We start from the raw sequence: 21,095 nt of genomic DNA, 5'->3' as shown, positions 1-21,095 counted from the left end.
CCCCGCGCGCTGCGGCGACGCGGGGGATAAGCCCCGCGGCTATTTTTTCATGTAGATGCACTCGCCGTTGGTGTGGATCAGCGGGCCATCGATGCAGTCGGCGATGACCATCGCGACGGCCTCGGGTTCGAGCGTCGCGTCGTATGGGACGACGGTCTCATCGATGATCTCGCGGAGCATGGCCGTCTCGACCGCGCCGGGCGCGACGGCGTGACAACGGATGCCGAGCGGCTCACCCTCGCGGGCAAGGGCGAGCGTCATCCCGTTGACGGCCGACTTCGCGGCGGCGTAGGCGGCGAAGGGAACCAGCGGATCGCGGGCGGCCTGGCTGGAGACGTTGACGATCGCCCCGCCCTGCTTGCCCAGATGTCGCCAGGCGGAACGCGCGAAACGGAACGCCGCTGCGACGTTGATGTCCAGCGTCGCGGCGAGCACGTCGTCGTCGGTGTCGACGACCGAACGCATCGGCGCGAAGCCGGCGTTGTTCACGACGGCATCGAGCCGGCCGAAGCCTTCGACCGCCGCGTCCACCGCGGCGTCGATAGCCAAGGTGTCACGCACGTCCGTCGGCACCACCAGCACGTCACCGGCGCAGTGCTCGGCGGTTTCTTCCAGGTCGGCACGCGTTCGCGCACAGATCACGACGGCAAAGCCTCGGTCCGACAGCTCCGACGCGGTCGCCCGGCCGATCCCCCGGCCCGCGCCGGTCACGATGGCAACGGGCTGATCAGACATGCTCGACCTCGATTCGCAGCGTGGTTTCGTGTGAGTAGCCGGGTTGGAGCGTGACCGCGTGGTCGCCGATGTTGGCCGTCTCGACGCAGAGCATGCGTGGCCATTCGTCGTCGCCGAAGTCCGCGAGCCGCTTGGCCTTTTCGACGTGCGGGTTCCAGAGGACCGTCGACTTGCTGCCGGTCTTCTTCACGGTGATGCGGCGGGACATGCCGGGGTCGGTGATGGTGACATCATCAGTGTGGTTCTGGTAGATACGATCGACCTCGCCATCGATGGTCTGCTCGCCTTGCTGCGTCACGACGGCGTTGTCGGCGAGTTGGTCGATGTAGTCGCAGTCGGCAAAGCCGGTGAGCGTGACGTTGCGGACGTCGGCGACGGTGAAGTAAGTGTGTAGGGCAAGTTCGATGTCGTAGGCGACGTTCCCGGTGTTGCGGACGGTGAAGGTCGCGTCGAGCGCGTCACCGCCGGAAAGTTCCATGCCGGCTTCGAAGTCGTGCGGCCAAACGTCGCGGGTCGCTTCGGTCGCGGCGAGCTTGAACTTGACGTGATCATCGCCGACGTCATCGGTGAGCCACTGGGTGATGCGTGCGAAGCCGTGGCTGGGCTTGCCCGCCCCACCAAACCACGGGAAGCAGATCGGGATGCCCCCGCGGATCGCCTTGCCTGGATCGAGGATCGCCTTCTCGGAAACAAAGATCACCGGCTCGTGACCGGGCGGATGCCAGCGGGTGAGATGTGCGCCGTTGAGGTAAGCACTGATGGTTTTCAGGTCGAGCCGTTCCATGTTGCGATGCTTACCACGGCTTTGACTCCGACGTCAATCGCTCATTCGGCCCAGCGGGTTCCATTGCGCTTCGAGTTCGCGGATCTCGTCACGGCGTTCGATCAGGCGGGTGACGCGCAGGTAGTGACGCACTTCGTTCCGGGCCAGCGGGTTGCACAGGACGTCCGTCGCGGACCAGCCGGTGAAGGCGAGGACGCGATGAACGCTTTGCACGAAGTCGGCGTCGTGCTCGATCCATTCGAGCCCGGGCATCGCGTTGGAGTTGCCGTTGTTGCCGATCACGACTCGGGGATCTCCGTGGGTACGTACTCGGCGTCGGACGTCTCGCCCTTGAGAGCCGCAGTGATCTTGTCGATGTGGACGTGGCAGTTTTCCAGGAACACGCGGTACTTTTGCTGGGTGCCGCCCATCGCGGTGCCGGCGACGTAGATGCCGGGGATGTTGGTCTGCATGGTCGCCTCGTCGAACGCAGGCCGTTGGTCGTCACCGGTGAGTTCGATGCCGGCCAGGCGGAACAAGCGGTTGTCCTGCTCGTACCCGATCATCGCAAGCACGAAATCGGCCTCGACGTCGAAGGTTTCGTCGCTTCCCGCGACGGTGCGTTTGAGCGTGACGTGTGTCGGCGTGATCTTCACCGCTTCGGCGTTGAAGTAGCCCTCGATCGTGTTGCGTTTGAGCAACCCCTTCATCTCCGGCATGAGCCAGTACTTGATGCTCGACTCGGGCAACGCATCCTGGCGATGGGCGAGTGAGACTTTCGCGCCGACGTGATGGCAGCGCAGGGCCGTTTCTACCGCGCTGTTTTTGCCGCCGAGGATCAGCACCTTTCGACGGAAGAACGTGTGCGGGTCGTCGTAGTAGTGCAACACTTGCGGGAGGTCCGCGCCGGGGATGTCAAGCTTACGCGGCCGATCGGTGCCGCCCGTGGCAAGGACGATCCGTTTGGCGAACGTCTGCGTGGTGCCCGCGGCAGGTTCGGTGGTGACGACGAAACCGCCGTCTTCCCGGTCGATGTCGGTGACGGGTTCGTAGGTCCGCACGTCGAGATCGAACTGCGTCACGATCTGCCGGAGGTAGGCGAGGTACTCCTCGCGGGTGGCCTTCTCCTGGCCGGGCGTGATCAGCGGCACGCCGGCGATGGCGATGCGATCGTTCGAGCTAAACCAACGCGTGCCCTGCGGCCACCATTGCATCGTCGCGCCGACCTGCTTCGCGTCGAACTGAACGTAGTCGATGCCCTCGCGCTTGAAACGAACCGCCAGCTCGATCCCGATCGGGCCGGCACCGATGATGGCGACGTCGGTACGTTGCATACATTCATTCTACGGTCAGCGCCCGGCGAACTTCATCGAGCAACTTGTCGACCCGGAACGGTTTGAAAAGCACGGCCTGCAGGCCTTCCTGAGATGCACGGACGATGCAGTGGTTCGGGTCGTAGCCGAAGCCGGTCATGAGGATCACGGGCGTCTCGGCCATGTGCTTGCGGGCCGAGGCGAAGACGTCGTAGCCGCTGCGATCGGGCATGCGGATATCCGAGACGACCAAGTCGTACGTCCCACCATCGGCGACGACGGATTCGATCTGCTCGATCGCGGCGTTGCCGTCGACGGCGATGGTGACGGTCGCGTCGTACTTGCGCAGCACGTCGCCGATGGTCTCGCGAATAACCGGCTCGTCGTCGACGACGAGGATACGCTTGCGGCTGATGGCCGGGTCGGGTGCCGCCGGCGGTGCGGCATCCTTGGCACCAAGAATCGTCTGCGGCCCGGCCATTGCCTGTCGCAGGCTGCTGCGGACGCTCTCGACATTGCCGAGGATCGCGTCGAGCTTGCCGGAGAGGTGCGCGTCGCCGATGAGCGATTCCTGGAGTTCCTGCACGTCGATCGCGATGTCGTTGAGCGGCCCCGCGATTTCGCCGGCCACGTCGCCGGCCATTTTGTTTCGCGTCTCCACTCGCTCGGTCACCATCAGTTCGAGAATGTTGAGCGCCATCGCGACGTACCGGCCGAAGATCTCGGCGAACTGTCGATCGTCCTCGCTGAACGCGCCCGGCTGACGTGACTCGATGTTGAAAATGCCGATCACCCGGTCGTGCAACTGCAGCGGCACGGTCAACGAACTGCGTGCGCCGTCGAGGCCGACGACGTAACGCGGATCGCGTTCAACGTCGGCACACATGTACGACCGCCCCGTCGCGGCGACGAAGCCACTGATCCCGGTCATACCTGCCGAATCCGACTTGTAAAGATCGACCGCGAGCGCTTCCTCGGGCAGTCCTTCACTCACCACGAGTTCGAGCTTGTCGTTCTTCCGGTCGATGATCCGAATGGCGAAGTGATCGAAATGGAGTAGCTCGTGGGTGAACTGAACGATGTTCTTCTCGAGCAGCTCGAGTCGCTCGGCCATGTTCATTTTGCGAATCGCGTCGGATTCCAGCCTCACGAGTTCCCGGCCGGCGGCGTCGATCGCGTCGATCTTTTGTTGCAGCCGACGTGTCTGGGTCGCATCCATCACCACGGCGACGATCTGCATCAGCCCCCCGTGGTTCGATCGCAAGGGTGAGATGACCGTCTCGAGAAACTGCTGGGTTTCGTTGAGCTTGAGTACGTTGCGGCGCGTGCCGGCTCCCGGATCGGCGGCGAACGCCTCGCCCGCTTCGCAACACGCCTGCCGCACGCGCTCCTGCACCGGCGCGGGCCAGCCCTGCATTTTTTGATTTTGCCAGATCAGTCGGCCGTCGGGCGCGACGATGCAGATGCCCTCACCGACGGTGTTGAGCACCATCGACGCCTGCTGTCCGGCGAGCGCGCGCTCGAGCGGTAGGAAGTCGGCCGTGTTGCAATAGACGCCGGCGAAGTCCGCGGTGCGGAGTTTCTCGACGACGTCGGCGATGTCATGGACGTAGGTCAGCCGATAGCCGGCTTCGAGGAGTTCGGTCGCGTCCGGCGTGGACGGCGCGTCGTTGGTGTGGCGGGGAGGACCGTCGTTGCGTTGCTCGGGCGACAGTACCAGTATCTGCCGCGTCGGCGCGGCGCTGGTTTCGCCTGGGATTGTGGGCAGTGCCGGCAGTGCCATGGGCCGAGCGACGCCGTCGTGGGCGGTCCGATCTGGGAAAGGCGGTTGCGAGCGGTAACGGCCCGCCGCAGAAACGCCTCGTGCTTAGTGAATCGTAAAATCGTCCGTGCGGGGGTCAACTGAATTGCTGCGCAAGCGCCGTCATTTCTGCCTGTGTCCGCGCGGCCGATAAGCCGTCGAGCAGGTGGGCGACGTCCGCAGGGGTGTGCGCCGTGAAACGGTGGACCGGCCGCTCACCGCCGTCGGCACCGACCGCAACGTACAGCGAGGCCATGTCGTGGTAGGCCCCGATCGGACTCGTGCAGTCGCCATCAAGCCGACGCACGACTTCGCGCTCGATCTCGACGCTCTTGGCAGTAAGCGAATGATGGATGGCCGCGAGTAGTTCACGCACGTCATCACGATCCGCACGGCACTGCAGGGCGAGCGCTCCTTGGGCCGGGGCCGGCACCATCCGACGTGGTTCCAGGTGCGACACGTGCCACGACTCCGGACCTTCCACAAAGTCGTGTAAATTTCCGAGTCGTTTCAGCCCGGCACTCGCCAGCAGCACCGCATCGAGTTCGCCACTGGCGACTTTGCCGAGGCGCGTGTCGACGTTGCCACGCAGCGGCACGATCTCCAGCGGCACACGGTACACATCGCGGAACAAGGCCCGCCGACGCAACGAGCCCGTGCCGATCCTCAACGGGTTGGCATTGGCCGCATGCGGGAAGGTTAGACGATGGGTGAACGCATCGTCATCGCCCGCGATGACGAGGCAGTCCGACGGCTCGGCCCGCTTCGGCACTGCGGCGACCACCAACTCCGTCTGATCGACCAGCGGCATCGTCACCGGTACGTCCTTGTAGCTGTGCACCGCGAAGTCCGCCTCGCCAGCCAGCAACGCGAGCTCGACTTCCTTGGTGAACAGGCCCTTGCCGCCGATGTCGTGGAGCGGCTTGTCCTGCACTTTGTCACCGGTGCTTACGACGTGGACGAGTTCCACATCAAGCCCGTCGTGTGCCGCCATCAGTTGCTCGGCCACCTGCGTGCTCTGCGCAAGGGCAAGTCGGCTGGCGCGGGTGGCGAGACGCAAACGCATCGCACCACGGTACGCCCAAAAACTGTGTTGCGGAGTGACGTGGCTGCGCTCACATCTGAAGCGTTCGCCAAGCTGCGTTGCTCCGCAACGCGGTTCGACACGACTACCGTCGCGACATGCGTGTCTTCCTCACCGGTGGTAGCGGGTTCGTCGGGTCAGCCGCTCTGGACGAATTACTCGAGCGTGGCCACGAAGTGACCGCCCTGGTCCATCGCAGTGAGATCGAACGTGACGGCGTAACCTCGATCACAGGCGGACTGTTCGGCGCGGATCTGGCCGACGCCGTTGCCGGGCACGACGTGGTCATTCACCTTGTCGGCATCATCGAAGAGCACGGCGACCGGACCTTCGAGAAGATGCACCTCGAAGGCACGCAGCGCATCGTGGACGCCTCGATCGCGGCGGGCGTGTCGAGGTACGTCCACATGTCCGCGCTCGGCAGCCGCGCCGACGCCGTGAGCGAGTATCACAAGACCAAGTGGGCCGCCGAGATGTACATTCGCAAGCAGGCCGAGGCGCTGCGTTGGACGATTTTTCGTCCGTCGCTCATCCATGGGCCTCAGGGTGAGTTCACGCGGCAGCTCGCAGCGTGGTCGAAAGGGACCGCCGCACCGTGGTTCTTCATGCCGTACTTCGGCGCGGGGCTGATCGGTACCGGGCACAAGTATCGCGTCGCCCCGGTGTTCATCGACGACGTCGCGAAGGTCTTCGTCGACGCCGCCGAGACGCACGAGGTCGCCGGCAAGATCTACAACGTCTGCGGCACCGAACGGCTGACCTGGCCCGAGATGCACCGCACCGCCAGCGCGGCGATTCTCGGCAAGCCCAAGCGTGTCATCCCCGTGCCGGCGTGGTATGCCAAGCTCGTGGCCCGTATCACGCCGGCGTCGTGGATCCCGTTCAACCTCGCCCAGGTGCAGATGAGCCAGGAGGACAACACCGGGGACATCACCGAGCTCTGCAGCGATTTCGGGTTTCGTCCGCGACCGTTTACCGCAAGCTTTCAGGCGTATGCGCCAACGCTCTGATCGCGATAATGGGGTGCATGAGCGTAGCCAAAGTCATCGAGTTGAGTGCGACCAGCAAGAAGAGCTTCGACAACGCCGTCGAGAACGGCGTGAAGAAAGCGGCCGAGTCGATCCGCAACATCAAAGGCGTCTGGGTCAAGGAGATGTCCGCCGATGTCGAGGACGGCAAGATCTCCAGCTACCGCGTGAATATCCAACTCACGTTCGTGCTGGACGACTGAGCACTCACCGCTCGTACATCGCACGCACCCGGACCGCGTCGATTGCGTCGTCGCGGTAGATGCTGTGTTCGCCCACGAAGCCCTCCAAGCGAATGCGTTGCTCAGGCAGGAGGTCGCCGTCGAGCAGGTGCAACACGGCGGGCAACGCGTCCGGCCCCAACGCCGCGAGATCGGCCGAAGCAGCGTTACGTTCATCGCCACGCCGATCGAGCATGCGAGGCAGGATTGCCCGCACCTCCGCCAACAGCGGCGCCCCCGCCGACTTCTCTACCAAATCGCCGGGCAACGGACGCAGCGGATGCTGCGGCGCGTCGCTGAGCAAACCGAGCACCTCCCATGCCCAACGCTCCGTGTCGACGTCGGCCTGGGCAAGCAGCGCGGTCAGATCGGCACGGGCCGAACGGAGCATCACGTCACGAATCTGACGACGCTGACGCACGTTGACGGGAGCTTCGGTTGTAATCGCCGCGATCATGTTGCCGTGACGCTGCGAAATCACGTGCTGTTGCTCGGCATCGTCGACCTGCCGTTTGGCCGTGAGCGTGAACTGGCGGGTGTCGAGATGCAGGACGTGGATGTGCCACTTCCGCGGATCCCGCGTCGGCTGGGGGACGGCCTGCAGCTGGACCCACACCCCTTCCGCCTGGCGTCCCGTGATCCAGTGCCGACGGGCCCGCAACTGAAACGGCGTCTGCCCCTCACCAACGCTGACCAGCACGCGGCGGTTGTTTTTGAGCCGGTCGAGAAGTTCGTCGGACATCGCCGGGACGAGCCGCACCGACGAACCCCGCCGCTCGAACTGGACCAATTCGGACCAGGCAAGTGTCATCTGCGGCTCAACCCATTTGCCGTCGAGGAGCAAAAACCCCTGCGCCCGCATCTGTCGTGCGTTGTCACGAATCACCTCGCCCTGCGGGCCGATCTGGGCCACGAGCAAAGTGCACAACAACAACGAGGCAAGCATGCTCAAAGCTTAACAGCCTCGACTCGCCCCGCCGACCCAAAAGTCAGGCGCGGAGCTTGACCAGCGCGGAGCGCTCGATTTCACGGACACGATGTTTGCTCACGCCCAGCCGCTGGGCGAGTTGATCGAGCGTGGCCGCGTCATCGTCACGCAGGCCGTCGCAATCCCCGCAAACGCCGGCCCGGGCCATGAGCACGTCACGCTCGGTCGCATCGAGCCGGCCCAGAAGTTCGCGAACCTCATCGGCACGCTGAACGTCGAGGAAGCCGGCCGCCCGCGTGTCGGCCGGGTCGAGCGTGAACTCGTTCGTGTCGCGGCGGGTTGGTGCCTGCAACGCGGCGGCCTTGCTCTGCATCGCCGGCACGCTGCGGGCAAAACCCTTCATCAGCGCGAGCGTCGCATAGGTGCTGAACTTGTTCCCCTTGCTCACGTCGAAGCCCTCGACGGCCCGCATGAGCACGACGTTGCCGTCACTCACGAGTTCCATCAGATCGAGCGTCGGCCGAAGGTGCTTGCGGGCCACGCTGACGACGAGCCGAAGGTTCGCCTTAACGATCTGGTTCTTCACCGCCGTCGCACGTTTGGCTTCGGCTTTGAGCTTCTCCAAGTCGCGCCGGCTGGCGAGCATCGGGTCAAACCGCTTGCGTAGCTGCGTGAAGCGATAGCGATAAAAGTTGTACTGAAGGAACAACGCCCGCTCTCGGGCCGGCGTGAGCAGCGGCGTCCGGTAGAGGTCCGCCAAGTACGGCGGCAGATCGCGCGGCACACGCACCGGCTCGGCCTCAGCGGCAAGCGTCTCGGCCTTGACCAACGCCTCGATCGTCGCCTCCGCATCGTCGCCACGGAACAACTCATCGTCGATGAACTTCGCCTTGCGCTTGGCCAACCGGCGAGCTTCGGCGTCGACGATCACCCGGGCCACCATTGCCCGTGGCCGACGCAGCTTTCGCGCCATGGTTGCGACCGAAACCCCGCGCTTCGCGCCACGGAGTACGCGGCGCCGGTTGCGTTTGGAGATCGGCTTTCGACATACGAACACGCGGTCGTCCGGGTGTGCCTCGTCGTACCAACGCAGCACATGCAGCACCGCCATCGGCGAGCGGGGACGACCGGCCTTCATCGACTGCCGCGCGATCCGACGGCAGACTTCCTCCTCGATGCACGTCTTCGAAAGACGCCGGGCGTTGCGGACTACCGCGTCCATTTCCCGCGGCGTCATCGGCTGCGTCGCCGCCCCGTTGCCGTGGACATACCGCTCGATGCTGCTGAGCAGAAAGCCGACGCGTTTCTTGCCATCGGGGAAGAGGAACATCCGTGCGGCCAAGCCCTTGCGACGCCAGCGTTGGATGCTCTTGGTGGACACGTCGAATCGTGCCGCGGCGGCGTTGATGTCGAGTACCGGCTCACATTGGTCTGCCGCGATGAGGCCGGCGGTGTCGCTCACCGTTTCGATCAACAGACCGAGGTCGTGCTGCAGCGCGATACCGGTGAGAAGCGTCTGATTGGAGCCGGCCTTGGTGTGTTTCTCGTCGGACTTCCTGGGGTGGTAGCCGGTGATGCGGTAGATGACGAAGTCGGCCGGGTAGGCTTTGTCGGCGTCGATTTCGGCCAGAAGCTGCTCAGCCGCGGCGAGTTGCTCCAGCCGCCGAGCCACGGGCGTGAAGCCCATCGCACCGGCCAGCTCCGCAAGCTGGGGCAGTTTGAAGCGCGGCATGTTACGCGATTGTCGTCGAGACAGGGCCATCGTCAACCTCCCAGTTACCCCAAGCCACACATCGCAAACACCAGACACCTAGCCCGGCGGTACCCCCACCACTGGACACCGAGCGTGTGAACTTCGTTAGCATCAAACCGAGTATCGACGTTTTTCACGCGCCAGCGCTTGCTTGGACGCAAAGCGCCGGAGGCCTAACATGCAATTGCTGCGGGCGTAGTTCAGTGGCAGAACGTCAGCTTCCCAAGCTGAATGTCGTGGGTTCGACTCCCATCGCCCGCTCTTGCTGATGAAGGTTGACTGTCGCATCGGTCGCACTGGAAAGTTCGTTGATCTTCCGCACTCGCTGGGCTGACGTGCTACGTTGGCAAGATGCGTATGTGGAGATGTGCGGCGGCTTTGGCGATGTTTGGGGTTGGTGGAACGGCTCTCGCCGAGACCGACTACCTCCGCATTGCCAACTGGAACGTCAACAACCGGCCAAACGGCTCGGCTGACTTCGATGACCTTGTGACGGGGCTGAACTTCGCGGGGACGCTGGACCCGGCGGGGATCGGTGCGAGGCCTTTCGATCTGCTTGCGCTGGCCGAGACCGACACCAACAGCATCGGGCCGACCGTCGACGCCCTCACTTCGGCGTACGGGGGCAACTACGCGTCCGTGGTGAGCAGCTTCGACAACGCCGGCGATCGGACGGGATTCGTTTATGACACGGACCGACTGACGCTGCTCGACGTCACCGAGCTCAGCGGCGGGCCGTTCGCGCATAACCTCACCCGCGCGACCTTTCGCCCGGCCGACACCGATGGCGAGGTCGACTTCACCGCGTACGCCATTCACTTCAAGTCGGACGTGAATCCGGCTCAGACCCAGCAACGCCTGGACGAAGCACGCGCGGTCGCGGCCGACGCGCGATCGCTCGGTGGCGATGCGAACGTGCTGTACCTGGGCGACTTCAACTGGGTCGGTGCCGACGAGCGCGGGCCGGGGCAGGACAGTGCGTGGTGGACCCTCATCCGCGGCGGTGAGACGTTCACCGAAGCGGCCGCTTTCGATCCGCTGGGCTACCACCCAAGGTTTCGCGACAACCCGGACCTGCTCGCGGCCCACTCGCAGAATCCCTCCGCGTCCATGGACGACCGTTTCGACGCCCAGCTGTTCAGCACCGAACTGCGTGACGGCGACGGGCTGGAGTATGTGACCGACAGCTACTGCGTTGTCGGTAACAACGGGACCCACACGCTCAACGGCCACATCACCACCGGCACCGCAGGCGACCTCGCCATGCTCGAAGCACTGGCCTCGTTCAGCGACCACTTGCCGGTGTTCGCCGACTACGCCTATCCGGTGACGAACCAGCTGACGGTGCCCGAGCCAGCGGTCGTTGGCGTGTTGGTCCTTGGCGGCCTGTTCTTGCGGCGTCCTACGCTTCGTGCGTGACCGACGCGCCGACGTTTCGTGCCGACTTGCTCGCGTGGTACGACGTGCATCAGCGCACCTTGCCTTGGCGGAGCGAACGGCCGGACCCCTATCACGTTCTGGTCTCCGAAGCGATGCTGCAACAGACGCAGGTCGCGACGGTGATCGACTACTTCAACCGGTTCATCGCCGAGTTGCCGACGGTGGAAGCGTTGGCGGCGGCGGAGGAGCAGGTGGTGCTTCGGCTCTGGCAAGGGTTGGGCTACTACCGGCGCGCGCGGAACCTCCATGCGGCGGCACGAACGGTCGTGGACGAATTTGAAGGTCGGGTGCCGGATACGGTCGAGGCATTGCTCAAGCTGCCCGGCGTCGGCCGATACACCGCCGGCGCGATCGCGTCGATCGCACACGGAATTCCCGCGCCGATCGTCGATGGCAACGTGCAGCGTGTGCTGTGTCGGCTCGACGCCATCACCGACGATCCGCGGACCACCGTTATCCAAAAGCAACTCTGGGCGCGGGCCGAAGCACTGGTCCCCGACGAACGGGCTGGTGCGTTCAACAGTGCGCTGATGGAACTAGGTGCGACGGTCTGCACACCGGCCGCGCCGCGTTGCCTGATCTGTCCGGTCCGGGCATACTGCTCGGCCGAGCAACGACAGCTGACCGACGTCATTCCACCCACGAAGAAATCCGAGGCGACGCCGCTGGTCGAGCGCGACATGTACATAGTGACGCGCGACACCGGTGAGGTGCGCCTCGAGCAGCGCCCATCGGACGGACGCTGGGCGAACCTCTGGCAGTTCACGACAGTCCCACGCGGTGCCGCCCCGCCGCTGGCGCTGAAAAACATCCGCGCGATCAGCGAGGTTAAGCATGCGCTGACCCATCGCCGCTACCACTTTCGCGTGCTCAGCGCTGATGGCGACGGCGCTGTCGCGGGCGAGTGGGTGAAATGGGACGATCTGGACCGTTACCCGATGCCTAAGCCACACCTGCGGGCGCGATCGATCGTCGAGTCCGTTTGACCACGCTGTCGTTTGTCGCCCCGCTCGGCTACGGTTCGCATGTCCGACCATGAACACCCTCGACCGCTACGTTCTCGGCTCGTTCTTGAAGAACTACTTCATCAGCCTCTTCGTGCTGACCGGGCTGTACATCGTGCTGGACATGGTGTTCCAGTTCGATGAGTTCGCGATCGACGACTCCGGCGATGGGGTCATGGGTGCTGGCAGCGTCATCGGCGCGATCGCGTCGTTCTACTTTTTCAAGGCATTTCTGTTCTTCACGCAACTCGCGGCGGTCATCCCGGTCGTCGCGGCGGCGTTCACGCTGATGCGGATGTCGCGGTTCAACGAGATGACCGCCGTCCTCGCCGCAGGCGTGCCGCTACTTCGTGTCGCGGCACCGATCGCGCTCTCGGCGGTGGCGATGACGTTCGTCGTGCTAATCAACCACGAACTGGTCATCCCTCGGATGATCCCGCAGCTGCTCAAGGAACATGACCAAGCCGTACAGCAAACCAGCGAGACGATCCGCATCGAAGCCCTTCGGATCGGCGAGCCGGACGACAGCCCGTACGCCGGCGGCTCGACACTGCTGTATGCGGTTCTGTTCCGACCGGACGCGCCGCAACAGCCGGCCGTGATGGACGCGATGACGGTGCTGCGGCGCGACGCCGAGGACCGCCCCGCCGAGCTCATCACCGCAGACCGCGCGACCTGGGACGCCGACACCCAACAATGGCGACTCGTCAACGGCCGAGTGCGGACCGATCTTGATCCAAATCAGTCCTTCACCAACGCCGCGCTCGTCGCCAATGTCGACCTGAACATCGATCCCGAGTCGATCGAACTCCTGCAAAGCAAGGACTACATCGAACTGCTCCCGCTGTCGACGATCAGCCAGCTGCTCTCGCGGCCGCAGCAGGTCAAGCCGGCGGCGTTGCTCAAGGTCAAGCACTTTCGCCTCTCGGCCGTCGTGGCCAACGTGGTCTTGGTGCTGCTGGCGATCCCCTGCGTGCTGACGCGCGAACCGGGACAGTTGCGACGCTCGGCGTTTCGGTGCCTCGCACTGACAGGCGCGTGCATGGGCACGTTCTTCCTGTGCCAAATTCTCGCCGGCAATCCGCCGCAAGACCCGACATGGGCGAGCCGATGGCCGGCGTTGATGGCGTGGACTCCGGTGCTGATCTTCGCACCGATCGCGGTTGCCATGCTCGACCGGATCCGGACATAAGTGAAGCCCGCAAGCCGAGTGGGCTCACGGGCTTCGGGGGGTGGGGGTTCGTGGGGGTTCAGCCGCCCAAACTGTCGGCCGGGGTCTCGGCGTCCGCCATGCCGGTCTCGCCCTCAATCACGGTGTCAGGCCGGTTCCCGTACTCGTGCCAGCTTGCGTCGTACACGACAACGTTCTCGTAGCCCAAGTCCCGCAGTGCGAGGTACGGCAGCGACACACGCGTCGCCGTCTGGCAGTAGAGCACGATCGTCTTGTCCGCCGTTACGCCCCGGTCGGCGAACTGTTGACGAAGTATCTCGGCGTCGAGGACACGTTTGGCCTTGTCGAGGTGTTCCGCGTAATCCAGAAGCACCGCCCCGGGGATACGCCCGCCGCGGAGGTTGCCGCGCTTGGTGAGTTGGGCCGCGTCGCCGTTGAACTCCGCCTTGCTGCGGGTGTCGACGAACACGACTGCGTCGTCACCGAGGTGGGCCTGAACGTCGTCGAGGTTCCAGATCGCGTCCGGCTCGGCCCGGGTCGCAACGAACGTGCTCGTCGGCAGCACGGTCGGCTCCGTCTCTACGACGTACCCCGCCGACCGCCATTCATCCAAGCCGACGCCGTTGAAAAACACGACGTCTTCATGGCCGAGGATGTCGAGGATCATCGCCGGGATCGACCCGTCGCCCTTGCCGGCGTGATTGCCGTACACGACGACGGTGTGGTCATTGGCAATGCCGGCGGCGCTGAGTAGCTGTTCGTAACGGGCCACATCCACCTCGCCATCGGCGTCGCGGAAAAGGTACTGGCTGTCACCCGCACCAGGCTTGGCCTTGGCAGTCCGCCACTCTTTGCCGGGGAGGTTGATCGCGCCGGGGATGTGGCCGGCGGCGTACTCATCCGCCGACCGGACGTCGACGAACACCACGCCGTCCAGAGCGATCAAACCGGCGACATCATGGGCTGTCACGAACGACTTCCAGCCATGATCCTCCGATGCGACCGGTGAGGCATCACATCCCCCCGCCAGAGCTGGCACGGCGAGGACGGGTGAGAACGCTAGAACGGCTGCAAGAGCGAGGTTTTTCATGATTGGATTCCCTACAGGCCTGCAGAGCATACGAACCCAATCACACTCGCGTCAAGTATTCCTATCGGAAACAAGACTTTCAGCGTGCCGGCCCAGGAGCTTCGGGCTGAACCGGCCGTAAACCACGCTCGTGGCCAGCAGGAACAGCCCCAGCACGATGAACGACACCGTCCGCCAGCCGGCACTGACCGTAGCGAGATCGACGATGAACACCTTCACGCACGTCACCGCCAGCAGCACCAGGCCAAAGTGCCGCAGCCCGGTGATCGCCCGCCCCGAGCCGACGCCGAAGCCGGCCACGATCGTGCCGATCGCGAACACCGCCGACCACGCCGACAGCGCGACCTGGCTCGCAACCCCGGAGAAGCCCATCACCTGTGTGAATCGCCAGACCTCGCAACCACCGACGATCAGACCGACCATCAACGCCGCCAGGCCGAGCGGCGCTGCCGCCCGCGACATCGCCGCTCCCGTGGCCCGTCCCCGTGCGAGGTAAACCAACCAAACAAGCAAGCCCGCCATCACGACGACCGCCACTGCGGTCTCGAGATTGACCACCGGCATGCCCACACCCCAGCCGCGATCGAACAAGCGACTGGCGATCACGTCGATCAGCAGGAACTTCACCGCGATCACGACCGGCACAACGGCCGATGTGCCCAGCCAATGCCGACGCTCGCCCGGCTCGCGCACACGCCAAAGCACGACGCCGAACCACGCGAGCAGGCCAAGCCCACCAAGCAACGTGAACGCAAGCTGCCGGGTGTGCGACGGACCCGGTTGGAGCGTCCAGTCGGGCCGCCACGCTTCAACGACGCGGTCGGCCTCGATGCAGAGCCCGAGCACGACGAAGCCGATCAGCAAGGCCGCGCCGCCGAGCACCGCGCCCGGCGTGAGCGTACCACCACGCATCAGCCCGAGTACGCGGTTGCGGCGTACAACCACAACCCCGACCGCCGTGCCGGCGATGAGCGTGCCGAGCAACAGGATCGGGTTGAACACCGGCAGGTAGCCGAGTTGCGCGGAGGTCCAGCCATCGGAAAGTCGTTGAGCGAGCAGATCAACGCCGGCCCACTTTGCGGCAGCGATCGCGACCACGACGAGTGCCGTCACCAACGCCATCACGCGTGGCCGAACGATGTCGAGTGCCGCAAGCAACCACGCAATCACCAACAGCCCGGACGTCCCCGCCGCCGCCGGCAAACCCGAAACGCTCGCTGCGGCACCAACGAACGTGCCCGCCCCGACCAACCCTTGGCCGGCCCGGTCGAGCACGTCTTTGTCCAAATCATCCTCGGGCGCGGGGAACATCGTCACCAAGACGCCGATCGCCCAGCCGGTGAGCATCAACACCGCCGAGAGCAGCACCCATGTCGGCCAGTCGAGGGCGAAAAGGTTGAGGGCGATGTCGGTGCGGACCGGCGCCGGGCCGGTGTCGGTGATGCCGAGGATGACGTGAACCACCGCCGCCAGCCACGTCACCACTGCGGCAACCAACGCGATCACGCTAGGCAACCGCACGGCCACCACCGCAAAACCGACCGCCAACGCCGACCACACCAACACCACCGCCGGCCCGCCCAACGCGATCGGCACCGACGCGATGACCAACACCATCGCCAGCGATACGAAAATCTTCGCCACCAACGCCAACGCCGGCGAGCGCCGCAACGCCACGCACGCCCCCGCCAAAACCGCCGCATAGCCGAGCAACCAACCCGCCGATACCACGCTCACCTCGAACCGCACCACCGTAACCAAGGACAAGCCGCCGACCACGAGCGTGGAAAGTGTCGCCGACTGTTGCGCGAAGAGGAGCCGCCCCGCCGTCGACGAATCCCGTGCTCGCCATGCCGACGCTGCTTGCTCGGCCAGCAACAACGCTGCGTTGGCCAGCGCGAACGCGAAAACGGTCGGCATCTGTTTGCCGGTAAGCGTGAGTGCGAGAAACCACAACGCGGTCGTCGCCAGCACGAACCAGCGCACGCACCACCACTTTGACGCGTTACCCCACACGGACAACGCCAATCCGATCACCAGCAACATGAGCAGGTGCGCGAGCAGCGGTACGAGCGAATCCACCTCGCCGCCGAGGATGAGCGGCGTGAGATGACCGCCGAGCAACGCGACGATGGCGATCGACACCAGCCGCCCCCGCGCGGCCACGCCCGCGCCGATCAGCGCGGTCCCGGCCATGAGCACGAACGCGGTGGTCTGGCTGTAAACGTCGAGAAAGCCATAACCGGTGTAGCTGACGACGAACAGCAGCGCGATCCCCGCCGCGAACAACCCTACCGCCGAGAGGACGTTGACTTTGCGGTAAACCCATTCGCCCGCGCCGATCAAGCCGAACCCGGCCAATGCCAACAGCACCATCCGTAACTCCGGCGGCGTTTTGCCAAACCAGCCAGCGTCGTGTGCGAACTTCACACCCATCGCCGCGCCGACGACCACCACCAACGCACCGATCCACCCCGCAAGCTTCAGACCGATCGTCTGCTCGAGTGTCCCGCCATCAACCGGTGCGCGCGGCGGTGCCGGCGGCTCGTAGGACAACGGCGACATGCGAAATGGCTCTGCGTTCGTAGCCGGACGTTGTGGAGGCTGCGGCGGTAATGGCGGCGTTGCCAGCGGCGGCGGTTCGGCCGCGACCGGAGCCAAGGCAACCGGTTCGTCGACAACCTCGTCGTCCGACATCACCGGCGGTTCATCGGCCTTGATCGGCTCAACGAGGGCGGGCTCCTCCGAGTCGACGGGCTCGCCCGACTCCAGCACCTCCACCCGACGCTCCAACTCGGCGAGGCGCTTGAGCAAGCGGCCCACGACCAACGCCGACGGCTCACCCGCGCTGTCCGGTTCATCCCGCATTCCCGCGAGACTACTGCACGACCACGCCGCGGAACACCTCGACCGCAGGACCCGTCATCAACACCGGGCCGCCCTGCTGCCATTCGAGGACCAGTTCCCCGCCGGGCACCTCGGCGGTGATACGGTCGCCGGTGAGCCCCGCGAGCTTGCCAGCGACGCACACCGCGCACGCCCCGGTCCCGCACGCCAAAGTCGGTCCGCTACCCCGTTCCCAATGCAACACCCGCAAACGATCGCGGCCGAGTACCTGAACGAAGTGTGCATTGATGCCGTTGGTGAAGCGCGGATCAGTCGCCAGCGCCGGCCCCTCGCGCGGCAGGTCGACCGCGTCGAGATCGTCGACGAACTTCACCGCGTGCGGGTTGCCCATGCTCACCAGCGTCAGCCCGTCGATCTCGGCGTCCGCGCCGTTGTGCTCAGCTCCGACGCGTGGCTCGCCCATGTCCACCGTCGCGCCCACCGCCGCCCCATCGTCGAACGCCAACTCGATCGGCCGCAGGCCGGCGGGCGTCTCGACGTTGACCGTCGCCACGCCGGGCCGGACGTCGTCATGGAACAGCTTGGCGACGCAGCGGATGCCGTTGCCGCACATCTCGCCTTCGGAGCCGTCGATGTTGAACATTCGCATCCGACAGTCCGCGTCGCCCTCCGGCGGGAGCATCAGGATCAGCCCGTCGCCGCCGATGCCGGTGTGACGGTCGCTGAACCGCTTGGCAAACGCGACGGGGTCGGCCACGTCATGCTCGAAGCCGTTGACGTAGATGTAGTCGTTGCCGCAGCCGTGCATTTTGATGAACGGGATTTGTGTCATCGGGCCAAGCGTATGTCCGATAAGGCGTTGGTGCAGACGCTCGACACATCCGCCGCCACCCGTGCGGCTGCCGCGAACTACTCGGCGAACCGCGCGGCGCTGGCCGACCATCAGCCGGACCTCGTGCTTGGTGAGATGCCCCGGCGTGACTGGGCGTTGGCCCGCGACGGGTCGCTGAACTGCCGCATCGACGGCCGCTGGCTCGCCGGGTGCAGCGTCCCGGCCGACGCGGCGAAGTTGCAGTTCGACCGCCTCGAACACGGCAAACCGTTCGTCGGGCTGCCCGACCCGCTCACCGCCCACCACGTCGCCGCCGCCCTCACCACGCTCAAGCCGGGCGAGGCGATCTTCGCCCACTTCCCCGACAACGATGCGCTCGACACCGCGCTGTGCATGGTCGACTTCGCCGCAGACCTGCGCGGCGGTCGGCTTTGGCTCGCGACCGGGGCGGATTGGATCGACCAACTCGAACGCATCGGCACCGACCACCCCGGCCTGCCCGTGCTCGGCGAGTTCATCCGTCAGCCGCAGCACGGCGACCGGTTCTACGAGGACGTCGTCGCGGAGGTGTCGCCGGTCGTGCGGCGCATCGCCGAGCGGTCGGCAGCCCTGGTCGCGGAGCGGCGAACAAACGCCGAGCGGGATGGGATCGTGGTAATCGCCGGCACCGCCTGGCGGACGGAGGACGACGCCGGACACACATTGGCTGCCGCAATTCCCGGCACGCACGTCGATCCCGACCAACCAAACCAGGCATCGCGGATCGCCGTGCAGCTTGCGACCGCCGACGCCGAGTCGATCGTCGCGGCCAACCTCTACCGCACCGACATCCCAGAGGCCGCGGAAGCCAACCAAGGCTGGCTGACCTGGCACACGCGCGGGCCGATCCGGCCAAGGGTTAATCCGATCGACCGCCTATTGGTAGCCGACTCGGCCGACCTCGACGCCGCCCGCGACGCCGGCTGGGACAATGCCGCCGTCGCGGGCTGGCCGTCGCTCGGCCTGCCCGCCCCGACCGGGCGACGCGTCGCCCTGCTCGCCGACGTCTCCGTCACCGACGAGATGCCCGACGAAGTCGAACGCTATAGCGGCCAACGACCGCTCTGGGAAGCCGTTGCCCACTACCTCGACGCCGACCCGTTCGCGACGGACGGCGATCCGTTCGGCTTTGTCGATCGCCTGGCAACACGGATCGGCGTGCAGCGGTTCGCGCGGGAACTGCTCGTGGAGACCTGGGTAATGCCACGCGTGCTGCGGGGCGTGGTCGGGACACTGCGCGGGGCCGGGATCGATGTGCGAGTGATCGCACCCGAGTCGCGGGACGAGTGGATCGCCGAAGCTTCGGCGGCCGCAGTGCTGCTCGACCCCTCGCCGACGCCACGCCGATCGCAGCTGCATGCGACGGCTCGCCCCGTTCTAGCATGCACTGCCGCCCGGGCCGGCGACCTGATCGCGAGCGCCCAGCGTCTGCTCAAATCCACTCCGCCTGAATCCGCCGAACCGCACCTCTCGGCCGAACTGGTGCGGCAAACCCTCGCCGGCCGATAACAGCCTGAGCCGCCGCACCCCGCGGCCCCCACTTCACCGCAGGAGACTCCATCCATGTCGTCGCTTATCGAACTCGTCGAGCAGGTCAACCGTGGCGAACCGATCGAGCCGAGCGCGCTCGACGTGTATCACGAATCGTCCAACAGTGCCGAGAAGTTCCTCGCGCACCACGCCGCCGCCCAGCTCGGCTTGCGTCGCAGCCAACAGCACATCCTGCAAGCCCTCGAAGCGATCGACTACGCCGACCAGAAGGTGCTTGGCCAGTTCCTCTCGGTCTGCGGCTTCCTCGGCATGAGCGACATGCGGTGCGGGCCGGTGGTGAAGTTCGGCTCCTCGGCGATCAACCGCCGCGAGTACGCGTTGGGCATTGAGGCAATCGGCAACGGGCTGCGTGACGACCTGGCCAGCGGCGGCGAGTGGGCCCGCGACCGGACCAACGCGACGGCCGCCGCGTGGGAGTACGACCGCGCCGCCGAGGGCATCGGCTGGACCACCGACGCCGACATCCACTGGAACAACCGCCTCACGCGCATCGCCTACATCACCAGCCAGATCGCCGACGACGACCCGGCCACGCAGACGGCGCTGGCGTTCGCCCGCAACGCCGACACTCAGCGGTTCAAGATTTTCGCCTACGGCACCGAGGCCGGCGTGCGGCGTGAAGGCGAGCAGTTCAAATCCGAAAAGCCCCAGCCCAGCAGCAACCGCCGCGGGCTCAAGAGCATCGACGCCTTCGACCGGGCCAAGGTCCGCACCTGGCTCGCCCCGACCGACGGCGACGCGCAAGCCGCAGCGCAGGCCCTCGCCGAACAACTCATCGCCGATCAGATCGATGTCGTGCTCATCGACGCGGATCTGGGCGACCCGATCGCGGCGCTGATCAGCAGCTGGAACGTGGCCCGCGTGAAGATCAACATCGCCCGCCGGGCCCCGCTCTACACCAAGGGCATCGACGGCGTGGCGTATTTCGACGCGGTCGGCTTCGAGCAGGACAAGAGCTTCTGGAGCGAACGCGAGATCGAAGCGTGCCACATCCTCGAAGGCATCGACCCGCAAGCGACCAAGTCAACCGCACCGAGCCGATCGACCTACGGCATCCCCGAATCGGCGACCGTGCTCGCCACCGCGATCGACGATCCGTCGACGATCTCCGAGCCGTTCGTCGAGTCCGTCATCGACGTGCTGCGAGCGCATCCGCACGCGGTGTTCCTGCTGATCGGTGGTGGCGATTTCGGCTGGCAGAAGAAGCGGTTCGAAGCCGCCGGCGTAGCCAAGCGTGTCGGCTACACCGGCAAACGCCGCGACCTGCCCGGCTTCCTGAAGATCGCCGACGTGTACCTCGCGGAGTTCCCCAGCGCGTCGGCGACGGGCGTGCTGCAGGCGATGAGCGTGGAGAAGCCGGTCGTGGCGTTGCAATGGGGCGACAGCCCCGAACACTCGACGGCGGCGGCGCTGGTCGGGTCCGAGGCGACGATCAACGGCCGGGACACCGCCGCGTACATCGAGCGCGTCTGCAAGTTCATCCGCGACACAGGCT

General features: G+C 65.6%; 18 protein-coding genes and 1 tRNA gene. 8 read left to right on the top strand and 11 right to left on the bottom strand.

The window, feature by feature from the left end:
- Positions 1-39: 39 nt before the first annotated feature.
- From AAGD32_12885 to hemC, 6 genes are all read right to left on the bottom strand, one after another.
- Positions 40-735, bottom strand: coding sequence for an SDR family oxidoreductase (locus AAGD32_12885; protein MEM8875138.1), 696 nt, complete (start codon positions 733-735; stop codon positions 40-42).
- A complete protein-coding gene (locus AAGD32_12880; GenBank protein MEM8875137.1) occupies positions 728-1,519 on the bottom strand; it encodes a D-hexose-6-phosphate mutarotase in 792 nt (263 codons plus the stop codon). The genes AAGD32_12885 and AAGD32_12880 overlap by 8 nt, the downstream gene beginning before the upstream one ends.
- Positions 1,520-1,552: 33 nt before the next feature.
- The gene (locus tag AAGD32_12875; GenBank protein MEM8875136.1) at positions 1,553-1,801 is read right to left on the bottom strand and encodes a hypothetical protein; all 249 of its coding nucleotides are present in this window, start codon (positions 1,799-1,801) and stop codon (positions 1,553-1,555) included.
- On the bottom strand, positions 1,798-2,832 hold the full coding sequence (locus tag AAGD32_12870) for an NAD(P)-binding domain-containing protein (protein ID MEM8875135.1): 1,035 nt from the start codon (positions 2,830-2,832) through the stop codon (positions 1,798-1,800). The genes AAGD32_12875 and AAGD32_12870 overlap by 4 nt, the downstream gene beginning before the upstream one ends.
- A gap of 4 nt (positions 2,833-2,836) precedes the next feature.
- On the bottom strand, positions 2,837-4,594 hold the full coding sequence (locus AAGD32_12865) for a response regulator (GenBank protein ID MEM8875134.1): 1,758 nt from the start codon (positions 4,592-4,594) through the stop codon (positions 2,837-2,839).
- A gap of 115 nt (positions 4,595-4,709) precedes the next feature.
- A complete protein-coding gene (gene hemC, locus AAGD32_12860) occupies positions 4,710-5,678 on the bottom strand; it encodes a hydroxymethylbilane synthase (protein ID MEM8875133.1) in 969 nt (322 codons plus the stop codon).
- 116 nt (positions 5,679-5,794) lie between these two features.
- Here hemC and AAGD32_12855 point away from each other — a divergent pair, with 116 nt between their 5' ends.
- Together AAGD32_12855 and AAGD32_12850 are read left to right on the top strand one after the other, a co-directional pair.
- A complete protein-coding gene (locus AAGD32_12855; GenBank protein ID MEM8875132.1) occupies positions 5,795-6,706 on the top strand; it encodes an NAD(P)H-binding protein in 912 nt (303 codons plus the stop codon).
- Between the two features lie 17 nt (positions 6,707-6,723).
- Positions 6,724-6,927: a dodecin family protein gene (locus AAGD32_12850; protein MEM8875131.1), complete on the top strand. Its 204-nt coding sequence runs from the start codon at positions 6,724-6,726 to the stop codon at positions 6,925-6,927.
- 4 nt (positions 6,928-6,931) lie between these two features.
- Here the strand turns inward: AAGD32_12850 and AAGD32_12845 are convergent, their stop codons facing one another.
- Both AAGD32_12845 and AAGD32_12840 read right to left on the bottom strand, forming a co-directional pair.
- The gene (locus AAGD32_12845; protein MEM8875130.1) at positions 6,932-7,891 is read right to left on the bottom strand and encodes a hypothetical protein; all 960 of its coding nucleotides are present in this window, start codon (positions 7,889-7,891) and stop codon (positions 6,932-6,934) included.
- 43 nt (positions 7,892-7,934) lie between these two features.
- Positions 7,935-9,605, bottom strand: a complete 1,671-nt coding sequence (locus AAGD32_12840; GenBank protein MEM8875129.1) for a sigma-70 family RNA polymerase sigma factor — start codon at positions 9,603-9,605, stop codon at positions 7,935-7,937.
- A 210-nt stretch (positions 9,606-9,815) separates the two neighbouring features.
- Between AAGD32_12840 and AAGD32_12835 the strand changes: the two genes are divergently transcribed.
- From AAGD32_12835 to AAGD32_12820, 4 genes are all read left to right on the top strand, one after another.
- Positions 9,816-9,887 (top strand) — tRNA-Gly (locus AAGD32_12835).
- Between the two features lie 90 nt (positions 9,888-9,977).
- Positions 9,978-11,045 carry a hypothetical protein gene (locus AAGD32_12830; GenBank protein MEM8875128.1) on the top strand — a complete coding sequence of 356 codons (1,068 nt, stop codon included), beginning with the start codon at positions 9,978-9,980 and terminating at the stop codon, positions 11,043-11,045.
- Positions 11,042-12,052 carry an A/G-specific adenine glycosylase gene (gene mutY, locus AAGD32_12825; GenBank protein ID MEM8875127.1) on the top strand — a complete coding sequence of 337 codons (1,011 nt, stop codon included), beginning with the start codon at positions 11,042-11,044 and terminating at the stop codon, positions 12,050-12,052. Before AAGD32_12830 ends, mutY begins: the two co-directional genes overlap by 4 nt.
- Before the next feature lie 49 nt (positions 12,053-12,101).
- The gene (locus tag AAGD32_12820) at positions 12,102-13,262 is read left to right on the top strand and encodes an LptF/LptG family permease (protein ID MEM8875126.1); all 1,161 of its coding nucleotides are present in this window, start codon (positions 12,102-12,104) and stop codon (positions 13,260-13,262) included.
- Between the two features lie 58 nt (positions 13,263-13,320).
- On the opposite strand, the gene AAGD32_12815 is transcribed toward AAGD32_12820, so the two are convergent.
- The 3 genes from AAGD32_12815 to dapF are packed head-to-tail and all read right to left on the bottom strand — an operon-like array spanning position 13,321 to position 18,001.
- Positions 13,321-14,331, bottom strand: a complete 1,011-nt coding sequence (locus AAGD32_12815) for a rhodanese-like domain-containing protein (protein MEM8875125.1) — start codon at positions 14,329-14,331, stop codon at positions 13,321-13,323.
- A 51-nt stretch (positions 14,332-14,382) separates the two neighbouring features.
- Positions 14,383-17,199 carry a DUF2339 domain-containing protein gene (locus AAGD32_12810; GenBank protein ID MEM8875124.1) on the bottom strand — a complete coding sequence of 939 codons (2,817 nt, stop codon included), beginning with the start codon at positions 17,197-17,199 and terminating at the stop codon, positions 14,383-14,385.
- Between the two features lie 10 nt (positions 17,200-17,209).
- Positions 17,210-18,001, bottom strand: coding sequence for a diaminopimelate epimerase (gene dapF / locus AAGD32_12805; protein MEM8875123.1), 792 nt, complete (start codon positions 17,999-18,001; stop codon positions 17,210-17,212).
- Between the two features lie 21 nt (positions 18,002-18,022).
- On the opposite strand from dapF, the gene AAGD32_12800 reads away from it, so the two are divergent.
- Entirely contained in the window at positions 18,023-19,558 is a 1,536-nt protein-coding gene (locus AAGD32_12800) for a hypothetical protein (GenBank protein ID MEM8875122.1), read from the top strand.
- 54 nt (positions 19,559-19,612) lie between these two features.
- On the top strand, positions 19,613-21,095 hold a 1,483-nt coding region (locus AAGD32_12795), incomplete at its 3' end, for a glycosyltransferase (GenBank protein MEM8875121.1).

The sequence above is a fragment of the Planctomycetota bacterium genome, from assembly GCA_039182125.1.
Taxonomy (GTDB): domain Bacteria; phylum Planctomycetota; class Phycisphaerae; order Tepidisphaerales; family Tepidisphaeraceae; genus JBCDCH01.
Note: the sequence above shows the minus strand (reverse complement) of the source record. Positions and strands in the feature narration are given on the sequence as shown.